Origin of the sequence: Rhodococcus sp. DN22 (genome assembly GCF_036669995.1) — a bacterium.
Lineage (GTDB): Bacteria > Actinomycetota > Actinomycetes > Mycobacteriales > Mycobacteriaceae > Rhodococcus_F > Rhodococcus_F erythropolis.
On the sequence record NZ_CP133326.1, the window covers coordinates 4746897 to 4758994 of the forward strand.

The 12098-nt window shown below is 64.4% G+C and carries 9 protein-coding genes; 3 read left to right on the top strand and 6 right to left on the bottom strand.

What is annotated here, in order from left to right:
* Positions 1-55 precede the first annotated feature (55 nt).
* A complete protein-coding gene (locus tag RA302_RS21575) occupies positions 56-1588 on the bottom strand; it encodes a DUF6350 family protein (protein ID WP_064444234.1) in 1533 nt (510 codons plus the stop codon).
* A 121-nt stretch (positions 1589-1709) separates the two neighbouring features.
* Positions 1710-2753 (bottom strand): DUF5336 domain-containing protein, encoded by a 1044-nt coding sequence (locus RA302_RS21580; RefSeq protein WP_064111768.1) that lies wholly within the window; start codon positions 2751-2753, stop codon positions 1710-1712.
* An 86-nt stretch (positions 2754-2839) separates the two neighbouring features.
* On the opposite strand from RA302_RS21580, the gene RA302_RS21585 reads away from it, so the two are divergent.
* Complete coding sequence (locus tag RA302_RS21585) at positions 2840-3475, top strand: YigZ family protein (protein WP_003946418.1); 636 nt, start codon at positions 2840-2842, stop codon at positions 3473-3475.
* 42 nt (positions 3476-3517) lie between these two features.
* Here RA302_RS21585 and sucD read toward each other — a convergent pair whose 3' ends face one another.
* The 3 genes from sucD to RA302_RS21600 all read right to left on the bottom strand — a co-directional run bounded on the left by sucD (position 3518) and on the right by RA302_RS21600 (position 7626).
* Positions 3518-4420: a succinate--CoA ligase subunit alpha gene (sucD, locus tag RA302_RS21590; RefSeq protein WP_003946432.1), complete on the bottom strand. Its 903-nt coding sequence runs from the start codon at positions 4418-4420 to the stop codon at positions 3518-3520.
* Positions 4421-4435: 15 nt separating this feature from the next.
* Positions 4436-5605, bottom strand: a complete 1170-nt coding sequence (sucC, locus tag RA302_RS21595) for an ADP-forming succinate--CoA ligase subunit beta (RefSeq protein WP_003946426.1) — start codon at positions 5603-5605, stop codon at positions 4436-4438.
* A gap of 179 nt (positions 5606-5784) precedes the next feature.
* Positions 5785-7626 carry a hypothetical protein gene (locus RA302_RS21600; protein ID WP_243617293.1) on the bottom strand — a complete coding sequence of 614 codons (1842 nt, stop codon included), beginning with the start codon at positions 7624-7626 and terminating at the stop codon, positions 5785-5787.
* A gap of 232 nt (positions 7627-7858) precedes the next feature.
* On the opposite strand from RA302_RS21600, the gene RA302_RS21605 reads away from it, so the two are divergent.
* A complete protein-coding gene (locus RA302_RS21605) occupies positions 7859-8881 on the top strand; it encodes a M23 family metallopeptidase (RefSeq protein WP_030534879.1) in 1023 nt (340 codons plus the stop codon).
* A gap of 78 nt (positions 8882-8959) precedes the next feature.
* Here RA302_RS21605 and pcrA read toward each other — a convergent pair whose 3' ends face one another.
* The gene (pcrA, locus tag RA302_RS21610) at positions 8960-11452 is read right to left on the bottom strand and encodes a DNA helicase PcrA (RefSeq protein WP_003946394.1); all 2493 of its coding nucleotides are present in this window, start codon (positions 11450-11452) and stop codon (positions 8960-8962) included.
* A 316-nt stretch (positions 11453-11768) separates the two neighbouring features.
* Between pcrA and RA302_RS21615 the strand changes: the two genes are divergently transcribed.
* Positions 11769-12095 (top strand): chorismate mutase, encoded by a 327-nt coding sequence (locus tag RA302_RS21615; RefSeq protein WP_003946362.1) that lies wholly within the window; start codon positions 11769-11771, stop codon positions 12093-12095.
* The last annotated feature ends 3 nt before the right edge of the window (positions 12096-12098 follow it).

A 12098-nucleotide genomic window follows, 5' to 3' on the forward strand; every position in this document is an offset into this window, starting at 1 on the left:
CACTACTCCTGAGAACTGGAAGATGATGCGGCCGGAGTATCGGCCGCATGACAGCCTAGTCGCTGGACTCCTGCGGCTTCGAGGGCAGGTCGGTCTCCGGCTCGGCCCCGGCTGTGGGGTCCGCCTCGGGTGCCGCGACAACCTCCGCGTCGACTACTTCGATCTCGACGGTTTCCTCTGTCACTACCTGCACGGGTTCGCCTGATTCTTCGACAATTTCGGCTTCGACGACCTTGGTCACTACCACCGCAGATTCCTGGGCGAGCACTTCGTCGGCGTTTTCGTCGTCCTCGCCATCCGTTGTGGCCGCGGCCGTGATCGCAAGTTCGGGCTCGGATTCTCGAGCCGGTTCAGCCGTCGGCGGCGCAACCTCGTCCTTCATGTGTCCGCGGTGTGAGAACCACATCGCGAACAGCGCCGAGACGGTTCCGAACAATCCCAGCCACGCAAAAGTTAGAAGACCGAAGCCCCACCACAGGACCTCGACGGTGCCGAACTGCCCGAGGTCTCCCCCCGCAGCAAGGGCAAGCAGAGCCATGACGACGCCGGCACCGGCAGCTGCCGTCAGCACCGCGAGCACACTGTCCTGCCCGGCGATGCGTCGAGCGCAATCACGGCCGAGCATCACACCCACCGCAGCCGGAACGATCAACAGCACCGGCCAGATTCCGCCGGCGACGCCTTCCGGAACCGCTCCGAGAAGGGGCAACGGTGGCAGATCTCCACCGATGTTGCCGAACACGCTGATGGAGACGTTGCCGAAATCGGCCGTCGATCCCGTCATCACCGCGGCTGCACCGACCACGAGGTTCGGCAGATAGAGCAGCGACAACACCGTCAATCCCAGCACGCCGACAAACCCGTTGCCTCGTGCGAGTAGGTCACCGACCGTCGACCACGACACGAGTAGTGACACCACGACGGCCACGGCGCCCGCAGCCAGCAGCGCTGCCGACGCGGCCGCGGCCGGACGAACAGCGGCAGATGCCCACGGCGGAATCTCGGCGACGACGCGATCCCAGTGCGCAGCAGCAACACCGACGGACGCGGCGATCAGGTGAATCCCGGCGACCCAGCCGAAAGCGGCCAACGTGTTGGGGCTCGACAGCGGAATTGCCGCGGAGGCGTCGGCGACAACGGCGAGAGCGATTGCCGTGATAGTCAAGGGCCCGGCTACTGCCGCCCCCACCAGGCGGAGGGTGTCGTCACGGGAGTCGGTGTGCACCGCAGTCGACGCGCATCGGCGTGCAACCACCCACATCATGACGGCCGTCGGAAGCAATGGCAGTACACCGAGTTGGACGCCGCTGATAGTCGCCGGCACCTGGTGGATGACCAACCAGGTGGTGGCAATGGCGCCGAAGGTTCCGGTCAGGTCGCTGCTCGCCGATACCAAAGTGACCACGACGACAGCCGCGATCAGCAGCATCGTCAGGCCCGACGGTCGGAAGGCGACGGTCAGCAGCTTGCGCGCCAGGTCCGGGTTCGGTCCCGGGCGACCGCCGCCGACGCGGCCGCTGCCAGTACGACCACGTCCGGGTCGTGAGGACGTGGGACGGGACCGGGTGCCATCAATCAAAGAACTCATCCCCTCGAGGGTTTCACTCGACAGTGCGCCGCGCACTCAGGCGCGCCGTCGGGCTCACGGAATGTGGCCTCCACCCGCAGCGGGTCGGAGGCCACATTCATGTTCGTGAAACGAAGAAGTACTACTGCTGACGCTCGTCGGGGTTCTGCGAGCCGAAGACCTTGGTCTCGGCCGCGGAATCGCTGCTGCCCTGGTCAGGTTCCGCAGACGGCGTCGGCGCTTCGAAAGTGGGCGGCTCGAAGCCCGTCGGCTGCTCGGTCGAGCCAGTCTGCTGCTGGTTGTACGGCTGGCCGTAACCGCGTGGAGCGGTGAACTGATCCGACGAGTAACTCGGGTTCGGCTGGCCACCGGGCTGAGAGGTCAGCGGATAGTAAGACGACGTCGTCGCGGCCGACGAGTCGGTCTGTCCGGGATTTTGCACCGGGTTCTGCCCGTAGGGAGACGCAGTCTGGCCGTAAGGCGGCTGCGAAGCGGTCGGGTCGACGGGGGCGGCGTGCGCTCCCCCGTATCCCTGCTGCTGCGCCTGCCCGTACTGCGGATTCTGCTGGTACTGGCCCGGCTGCTGAGCCTGCTGAGGCTGGCCGTACTGAGCCTGTCCGTATCCCTGTGGCTGACCTGGCGCCTGGCCCTGGGGCTGGCCGTAAGGCTGCTGCTGACCGTACTGCTGAGCTACCGGTCGGGGCGCGGGCGCCTTCAGGATTCCGATCTCGAACAACAACGCGGCGACTGCGACGACGGTCTGCACGAACGAGAGGATCAGCACGATGATCAGGCCCCAACCGAGGCTGATGTCGACGTAGTCGCTGGTACCGACGGAGAACGCGGCGAACACCAAAGCGAAGAAACCCGTGAGGGTGAGCGCTGCGGCAATGCCTGCATACGACTGCTTCGGGAGGAGCGATACGCCCGCAACCACACCGCCGGCGAAAACGAATCCGAGGCCGTAGATGCTCGATTCGAAGAAACTCGAACTGGTATCCAGGCCGCTACCGATGCCGCTGCTGCTTCCACTGATCGACGTGAAGGGCGCAAAACCGAGCAGGAAATTGATCAGGCCGAGTGCCGCGACGGCGATGAGCAGGATGAATCCGAGATTCTTGGTTCCACCGCCCGCTGCCGGCTGATTCGGTGGCCCGAAGCTGGGCCCTTGCGGCGTGAACGTCATGACTTCTCCTCGTAGACGGTCTTCGATGGTTACCAGCGTATGTGTCTCGACTTCGCACGCTAACACCGACAGGAGACAATGGGCAGATGCCCTTCACCCTCGCGCCCGGCGCCGACCACGTCGTCGAAACCGAGGTGAAGCACTCACGATTCATCGCCGCGCTTCACCGAGTAGACGACGCCGAAGCCGCCACGGAGTTCGTCGCGGAGCAGAAATCGCTGTATCCCGATGCGCGCCATCATTGTTCGGCTTTCGTGATCGGATACGAGGCGAACTCACGCGTCGAACGTGCACACGACGACGGTGAACCGGGCGGCACTGCCGGGGTGCCGATGCTTCAGGTTCTCAAGTCTCGAGATCTGGTCGATGTGATTGTTGTCGTCACGCGCTATTTCGGCGGAATCAAGCTCGGCGCCGGTGGATTGGTCCGCGCGTATTCGGGAGCGGTCTCGGTGGCTCTCGATTCGGCCGAGCTTGTGGCCAGGGAGAGAAAGGTCCTGCGCACTTTGGCGATCCGGCACTCAGAGGCCGGTCGGGTGGAAGCGGAGCTGAGAGCGCGGGGCGTCTCGGTGCTCGGAACTACGTATGGATCGAAGGCGGTGATGACGCTCGCCGCCGGTGACGCCGACGATCTCGATTCGATCGTCGCATCCATCACATCCGGTGCCGGGCAGTTGGAACCTGCCGGGTCGATGTGGGTCGATACCACTGTGCGTGGTTAAGGAGTCCGGAGACTCCCTAACCACGCACGGGGGCGAAGCCCCTTACAGGGACTGAAGAATCTCGCGAGCGAGAGCAGCGGTAGCGGACGGCGTCTTGCCGACCTTCACGCCTGCAGCTTCGAGAGCTTCCTGCTTTGCCTGAGCAGTTCCCGAGGAACCGGAGACGATGGCACCGGCGTGGCCCATGGTCTTGCCTTCGGGAGCGGTGAAGCCTGCCACGTAGCCGACGACCGGCTTGGTGACGTTGGCCTTGATGTAATCGGCTGCACGCTCTTCCGCGTCGCCACCGATTTCACCGATCATCACGATGACCTTGGTCTCGGGATCCTTCTCGAACGCCTCGATGGCGTCGATGTGGGTGGTTCCGATGACCGGGTCGCCGCCGATGCCGATGGCGGTGGAGAAGCCGAAGTCACGGAGTTCGTACATCATCTGGTAGGTCAGGGTGCCCGACTTGGAGACCAGGCCGATGGGGCCGGTGCCTGCAATGTTGGCGGGCGTGATGCCGACGAGGGCCTCACCCGGGGTGATGATGCCGGGGCAGTTCGGTCCGATGATGCGGGTCTTCTTGCCCTTGGACTCGTTGTACGCCCAAGCGTAAGCGGAGTCCTGAACCGGGATGCCCTCGGTGATGACCACGAGGAGCGGGATCTCCGCGTCGATGGCCTCGACGATGGCGTCCTTCGAGAAGGCCGGGGGAACGAATGCGATGGAGACGTCTGCGCCGGTCTCCTTGATTGCCTCTTCGACCGTCGCGAAGACGGGGAGCTCGACAGGGGAACCGTCAGCTGCAACGTGCGAGACCGTGGTGCCGGCCTTGCGAGCGTTGACGCCGCCGACGACCTGGGTGCCGGCCTTGAGCATCAGAGCGGTGTGCTTGGTGCCCTCGCCGCCGGTGATGCCCTGGACGATGACCTTTGAATCCTTGGTGAGGAAGATTGCCATTGTTCTGTGAGTCCCTTACTTCGCTGCGTGAGCGAGTTCGGCGGCCTTGTCGGCGGCCTCGTCCATGGTTGCGACGACCGTGACCAGCGGGTGGTTGGCCTCGGCGAGGATGCGACGACCCTCTTCGACGTTGTTTCCGTCCAGGCGAACGACGAGCGGCTTGTTGGCCTCGTCACCCAGGGTCTTCAGTGCGCCGACGATGCCGTTGGCAACTGCGTCACACGCGGTGATGCCGCCGAAGACGTTGACGAACACGCTCTTGACCTGTGCATCGTTGAGGATGACATCCAGGCCGGCAGCCATGACTGCAGCGGAAGCTCCGCCGCCGATGTCGAGGAAGTTGGCGGGCTTGACGCCACCGTGGTTCTCGCCGGCGTATGCGACGACGTCCAGCGTGGACATGACCAGGCCTGCGCCGTTGCCGATGATTCCGACCTCACCGTCGAGCTTGACGTAGTTGAGGTCGTTTTCCTTGGCCTTGAGCTCGAGGGGATCGGTAGCGTCGCGATCCTCGAATGCCTCGTGGCCGGGCTGACGGAACGCTGCGTTCTCGTCGAGGGTGACCTTGCCGTCGAGGGCGAGGATCTGATCGTCAGGCGTACGAACGAGGGGGTTGACCTCGACGAGGAGTGCGTCTTCGCCGATGAAGACCTCCCACAGCTTCTGGATCGTCACGGCCGCTGCGTCGAGCACCTCTGCGGGCAGCTTTCCTGCCTCGGCGATGCTGCGCGCGAACGCGAGGTCGACGCCCTTGACTGCGTCGACGGGGATCTTGGCGAGAGCGTCGGGGTTCTCCTCGGCGGTGACCTCGATCTCGACGCCACCCTCTACCGAGCACATGGCCAGGTAGGTGCGGTTGGTGCGGTCGAGCAGGAAGGAGATGTAGTACTCCTCGGCAATGTCACTTGCCTCTGCGACCAGCAGCTTCTTGACGACATGGCCCTTGATGTCCAGGCCCAGGATTGCCTCGGCGTTTGCCACTGCGGCATCCACGTCGGGCGAGTACTTGACGCCACCGGCCTTGCCGCGGCCGCCTACCTTGACCTGTGCCTTCACCATCACGGGCTTACCGATTTCTTCGGCAATCTCGCGTGCGCCGGCGACTGTGTCTGTAACACGTCCAGCCGAAGTCGGCACTCCGTGCTTGGCGAAGAGTTCCTTCGCCTGGTATTCGAAGAGATCCATCTGCTCACCGTCTCGTCTGCGTTGTCACCCGCTCGAGGGGTAGGAGCGGGTCTGTTCTGGACTTTAACCAGTTGCCGCGTTCGGTTTGCGCCCGCATTGATGCTATGTGGCCCAAGTCACGCGCAATTGCCCGATGAGGCACGCCTCACCGATTCGGCAAGGTGGCCACACCGAATTTGTCAAGCATCAGTCTCACTGATTCTTGCGCTCGAGAACGCTGCAACGAGAAGCAACACTATGCCCGTGGCCGCTGTGATCGCACCCACCCCCACGGTTGCGTCCGATATGCGCGATGACGTGAGCGGCCACTCACCGACGTACACCAGAGCTGCCACGGCAGATCCGATCAGCAATGCCGCGCCCCGCGACGGCCGCGCGGACGCTGCGATCACAGCGGCGATCACGACGGTGACGCCGACGAGCAGTTGACCCCAGACGTCAATTCCCCACGGCCACTCCAGAACTGAGGCCGCCGTATAGGCGTCGCCCTGATAGAGGGGAAGCGCGGTTCCGATCAGGACAGCGACGGCGCCGATCCCACCGACGATAAGCACCAGCCCTCGCGAACCGCCACCTACCGACGTGTCGACATCCTCACGCTCGGCGCTTCCCGCCAGCCAGACGAGCAGTCCCGTCGCCGCAGCGAGGAAAGCCGCGCCGCAGAGCACGAAGGCACCGGCCCCCAACCCGACGCCCGGTACGTCCGTGGCGATGACAGCCGACTGCATGACAGCGGCGACTCCCATCACGACCGTGGTCCACAACACGCCGACGGCCGGCCGCACCACCGCGGCGCGGCCCGGGGCGAACAAGCCCAGACCGGCGACCAGCAGTACAGCAGCCGCGAGCAGGACAACTCGAGACGAGAGCATGGACGGTTCGGGGATGTTCTCCGGCAACGACAGGACCGGAAGTGCCACGCCCAGGGCTGCCACTGCTGCGGTGACAACTGCGCCGATACCGGCAACGCGGTGAAGTCTGTTCACCCGCGCTTGCGCCGCGCGGGACTGAGCCACCATCGCCGCTTTCAGCGCACCCTTTGTCGTCTTCGCGGGTGCGCGAACCACACTTTCAGCGGGAATCGCATCTTTTTCACGCCTGGAAGCGAGGTAGGGAGCTGAAACGCCGATCACGGCGATGACCACGGCGGCCAGTGCCCCGACCACCGATCCCGAACCGGCGCCGATCCGATCGCCGGCCGCGAACCCAGCCATCACCCTGGTTCCACTGACTGCGAGTGCGCCGAGACCGACACCGATCAGGGCGCCGCAGCCCACCGGTAGCGAGATGGACGTCAATGCCGCCGCGACCGCAACGAGTACCGCGACGCCGACCAATCCCGTACCGACGGCGGTGGCCGCCGCCGAGTCGACGAGCGGTTTGACCAGAAAGATCGGATCCTGCGAACTGAAGGAAGGACCGAACAGGGAGAGCACGAACACCACCGCGGCCAGAATCAGCAGCGCTGTCGGCCACCCACCGATCCGCCCGCCAACCGATCGCCCGTCGAATTCCGCGGCGCGAGCGCTGCCGTATCCGTCCCGCTCCGATTCACGATGGACGACCATGAAGCCGAGGACACCGGACACCACAAGAAGTCCGTGGCCCGCGAGCGCGAGATAAGCGCCCGGACCCGCATCGATCGAACCCGCCGAAATCGGACGGAAAAGGTCCAAGCGGTTTGCATCGATTGCGTCGACGAACAACTGAACGTCGAGGATCGCCGCGCCGAGGGACACCGCGCCGATACCTGCCAGGAGTCCACCTGCGAAGGCGGGCCTGCGCCCCGAGGTGAGCACCGCAACCAGCGGCACGACGATCGTGCAGACGGCAGCGAAGAGAGCGGCGGAAGCAAGAGCCCCCGTCGTGTCGACCCCGCGGCCACTCCCGACTCCGACGACGGGACTGGCTGCCACTCCGACGGCACCGAGCAGTCCGATTACCGCCGCGAGTGGCGCCCCGGACTTCACTCCGGGGTCGTCGAAACGCGCCTGCGACGTAGTTCCAGGTGTTGTGGACACTCGATCGACGGTAGTGCCTGAATGGACCGGTGATCCGGTTGTGACACGCGTGATCACGAAACGAGATGATTCGTCCGTTTTGCCCGGATCGACATATTCCCAGGTCAAGCTGTGAGGCACGTCACATAATCGGACAGGTTTCCGCTACGGCTTGCGCCCATCGCAATCATTTCGTTACCGTCAGTCGGTCTAAGTCACGGGCTGATCACGAACTCGAGGAGAGAACCGGCATATGCATCACCGCAGCCAGTTCACCGCTAGTAGGTTCTCGAACTCAGCTCCAGACGAGGTCACGACCACTTATCCAACGCACTCGGCCAGGCGTTACACCGAGACCAAAAGTTCTGAGATCTCTACCGATATGTTCACTCGAAATTCATCCTCCACGTCGTCAGATTCCGACTCTCACGAGTTCGTCGAGTCCGACGTGATCAGCACCCCCACTTACGCCTCCTCCGCACCGACAGTCGATGTCGAATCTCCGGTTCGCCGCAGCGGTGCTCACCGACTCCCCACCCCTCCCTCCGCTCTCAAGGGCCGCGCCGCCGTTCTGGCAGTTGCAGCCGGCGCGGTTGTCGCCGCGGGCCAGGCAGTTGTCAACGACGGTTCCTCTTCTGCCGCCGACCACTCGGAAGTTGCACTCGCCAACGAGTCCTCCGCGATCGGTACCACCGCAGAACCGCAGGCCGCTCAGTTCGCTCCGGCCACCTCCACGGCAGCCACCACCGAGGCCGACGCTCCGCAGGTCCTCAACGTCGCAGCGCCGACCGACCTCTCCCAGTTCAGCAACCTGCTTGCCAAGGGCCAGCGTTTCAGTGACGAGCGCGCAGCACGCGAAGCCGCTGCCCGTCGCCCGCTGTTCGTGCTGCCGGCAGTGGGCACGTTCACGTCCAACTTCGGCACCCGCTGGGGCACCCTGCACGCCGGCGTCGACATCGCCGCCCCGATCGGGACGCCCATCGTCGCCGTCGCCGACGGCAAGGTCATCGATTCAGGTCCGGCTTCCGGGTTCGGCATGTGGGTACGCCTACAGCACGCAGACGGAACGATCACCGTCTACGGCCACATCGACACGTCCACCGTCACGGTCGGTCAGCAGGTCATGGCCGGCGACCAGATCGCCACTGTCGGCAACCGCGGCTTCTCCACCGGCCCGCACCTTCACTTCGAGGTTCATCTCGCCGGCGAGAACAAGATCGATCCCCTCCCCTGGCTCGCCTCACGCGGCATCAGCCTCGGCGTCGAGCAGGACTGATCGCAAGCCCAACGCTTCTCATGAAAAACTTCCGGCCCGCACCTTTCCAGGTACGGGCCGGAAGTTTTTGCCTGTCTTCTACAGCTTGACCATCGGCACACCGCCGATGAGCATCAACCGCACCTTGCCCGCGCTACCGAAGTCGATGGTGACCGTCGCGGTGGGGCCAGTGCCCTTGGTTTCCAACACGGTGCCCAGACCGTACTTGTCGTGACTGACGCGGTCACCCGTGGCGAGGACCAGAACGTTGTTGCGGCCACGCGCGGCACCGAAACTGGGAGTCGACGCGGCCTTGCCGGACCCTCCCCCGTAGTTCTGCCCGCCGCCGTATCCCTGGCCGCCCTGGCTGCCGTAGCGGCTTCCGCTGCCGTAACCCGGCCTGCCGCTTCCGAATCCGCCACCGGTGCCCGGATCCTCACGACGCCAGTTGATCAGGTCCTCCGGGATCTCCTGGATGAACCGCGACGCCGGGTTCTGGATCGGTTGCCCCCACGCCGAACGCATGATCGCGCGCGTCAGGTACAGGCGCTGCCTGGCACGGGTGATGCCGACGTAAGCAAGTCGACGCTCTTCGGACAGCTCTGCCGGATCCCCGAGGGCGCGCATGTGCGGGAACTGCCCGTCCTCCCAACCGGTGACGAAGACGACCGGGAACTCGAGGCCCTTGGCGGTGTGAAGCGTCATCATGGTCACGACGCCGTCGTCGGAGTCCGGCAGTTGATCGGCGTCGGCGACAAGCGATACCCGTTCGAGGAAGGCGGCAAGCGAACCCGGATCGGGTTCGCCTTCACGCATTGCTGCGGTTTCCTCGTCGTCCGGATCGATCAGCCCGGCCGCGTTTCGCGCGTCGGAACTGAATTCCCTTGCCACGCTGACGAGTTCGTTCAAGTTGTCGAGTCGCGCGCCATCCTGCGGATCGCTGCTCGCCGCAAGCTCGGCGCGGTAGCCGGTGCGCTCGAGCACCGCCTCGGCAACCTCACCGATGTCACCGAGCTCGAACGGTTCGTCCTCGTCGGCGGCCGCTGTCGGTAGCAGGGCCCGCAGCCCGTCCATCATCTCGAGGAACGACGCGATGGCCTTCTGTGACCGCGTATTGAGCAGCGCCACTTTGCCTTCCGCGCCGTCACGGAGAGCGGCGGCGAAGCTGATGTTGCGATGCTCGGAGTGCACGGCGACGCAGGCTTCGGCTCGATCACCGATACCGCGTCGGGGCGTGTTGAGAATGCGTCGCAGGCTCACGGTGTCGTCCTCGTTGGCGAGGACGCGCAGATACGCGACGATGTCCCGAACTTCCTTGCGCTCGTAGAAGCGAACGCCGCCGACCACCTTGTACGGCACTCCGAGTCGAATGAAGATCTCCTCGAGCGCGCGCGAGGAGTTGTTGGTCCGGTAGAACACCGCGATGTCGGCGAACTTGGTCTCGCCCTGGTCCACCAGCCGATCGATCTCCGAGGCGACAAACGATGCTTCGTCGTGCTCGTTGTCTGCAACGTAGCCGACGATCAGTTCGCCTTCACCCGAATCGGTCCACAGACGCTTTTCTCGTCGGCCGGTGTTCTTGGAAATCACGGAGTTGGCCGCAGACAGAATGTTCTGCGTCGAACGGTAGTTCTGTTCGAGAAGGATGGTCCGAGCATCCGGGTAGTCGCGTTCGAACTCTTCGATGTTGCGGATAGTGGCTCCGCGGAATGCGTAGATCGACTGATCGGCGTCACCGACGACGCACAGTTCGGCCGGGGCAACGGCGTGGTCGGACTCGCCGGCACCGCCGACCAGTTCACGCACAAGCATGTATTGCGCGTGGTTGGTGTCCTGGTACTCGTCGACGAGCACGTGACGGAAGCGGCGGCGGTAGTACTCGGCGATCTGTGGAAACGCCTGAAGAAGCGCGACGGTCTCACCGATGAGATCGTCGAAGTCGAGTGCGTTCGCCGCACGCAGCCGCTGTTGGTAGTGGCCGTAGACCTTGGCGATCAGTCGCGGAAGTTCGGCCGGATCCTGATCGGCTGCGACAACCGCCTCTTCCGGTCCGACGAGTTCGTTCTTCAGATTGGAGATATGCGTGGCGAGAAGCCGCGCGGAGAATCGTTTGGTGTCGAGCTCGAGGTCCTTCGAGATCATCGTCAGCAGTCGACGCGAATCGTCGGAATCGTAGATCGAGAAATTCGAGTTCAAACCGGGTAGGAGCGCCGCCTGTGCTCGCAGAATCCGCACGCAACTGGAGTGGAACGTCGAGACCCACATGGCGTTGGCACGCGGTCCGACAAGAGCTGCCACACGCTCGCGCATCTCGGCCGCAGCCTTGTTGGTGAACGTGATGGCCAGGATCTGACCGGGGGTGACACCCCGTTCGGCCAGCAGATAGGCGATACGACGCGTCAGCACTGCAGTCTTGCCCGAGCCGGCGCCCGCGACTATCAGCAACGGCGAACCGGCATGGACCACGGCCTCGCGCTGTTGCGGGTTGAGACCCTCGAGGAGGGCGTCCGAACCCGCGTCGTGTCCCCGCGCGCCGCCCCCGTCGTGCTGGGAATGTCCGTCGTGCTCACCGAGTGCTGGGTACGTGTTCATCGCCTGTCCACGCTACCGGCGTCCACCGACACGGTCGTCAGTGCGTCCACCTGCTGGTAGAGGCACTTGGATTACCTGTGTCGAGCATGGCAAACTGGACGCTATGTTCAGCATTTCCGTTCGCGACAACACGGCCGACCCCGTCGGCCCGCTGTGGCGCTACTTTACGTGCCCCGGACCTCGGTGCACGTGATCTGAACAGCTCACCCGCCCCTGGTCCGAATCGGATCCGGGGCATTTTCGTCAGTGTGCCTGGATCGGTAACGACCCGAGCCGAGACCACGATCCACGCAGTAGGAAGAGGAGACGAATAGCAATGAGCACCCAGGCTGCAGCCCCCCATGGAAATACTGTCGATACTGTAAAAACTGCTCCGACAGACGTCGAGATCCCCCAGAGTGAGGCGGAGATCGACGAACTACGGAAAGAAATCGACCGTCTCGACGCCGAGATCCTCGCGGCCATCAAACGCCGCTCCGAGGTCTCCCAGATCATCGGCCGTACCCGGATGGCATCGGGTGGTCCGCGTCTGGTGCACAGCCGCGAGATGAAGGTCCTAGAACGATTCAACGAGCTGGGCCAGGAAGGCCACACTCTCGCGATGCTGCTCCTGCGCCTGGGCCGCGGACGCCTGGGCCACTAGCGC

Excerpts from the sequence above, each read along its gene's own strand:
- RA302_RS21575 (WP_064444234.1), bottom strand. The coding sequence starts at position 1,588 with ATGAGTTCTTTGATTGATGGCACCCGGTCCCGTCCCACGTCCTCACGA.
- RA302_RS21580 (WP_064111768.1), bottom strand. The coding sequence starts at position 2,753 with ATGACGTTCACGCCGCAAGGGCCCAGCTTCGGGCCACCGAATCAGCCG.
- RA302_RS21585 (WP_003946418.1), top strand. The coding sequence starts at position 2,840 with ATGCCCTTCACCCTCGCGCCCGGCGCCGACCACGTCGTCGAAACCGAG.
- sucD (WP_003946432.1), bottom strand. The coding sequence starts at position 4,420 with ATGGCAATCTTCCTCACCAAGGATTCAAAGGTCATCGTCCAGGGCATC.
- sucC (WP_003946426.1), bottom strand. The coding sequence starts at position 5,605 with ATGGATCTCTTCGAATACCAGGCGAAGGAACTCTTCGCCAAGCACGGA.
- RA302_RS21605 (WP_030534879.1), top strand. The coding sequence starts at position 7,859 with ATGCATCACCGCAGCCAGTTCACCGCTAGTAGGTTCTCGAACTCAGCT.
- pcrA (WP_003946394.1), bottom strand. The coding sequence starts at position 11,452 with ATGAACACGTACCCAGCACTCGGTGAGCACGACGGACATTCCCAGCAC.
- RA302_RS21615 (WP_003946362.1), top strand. The coding sequence starts at position 11,769 with ATGAGCACCCAGGCTGCAGCCCCCCATGGAAATACTGTCGATACTGTA.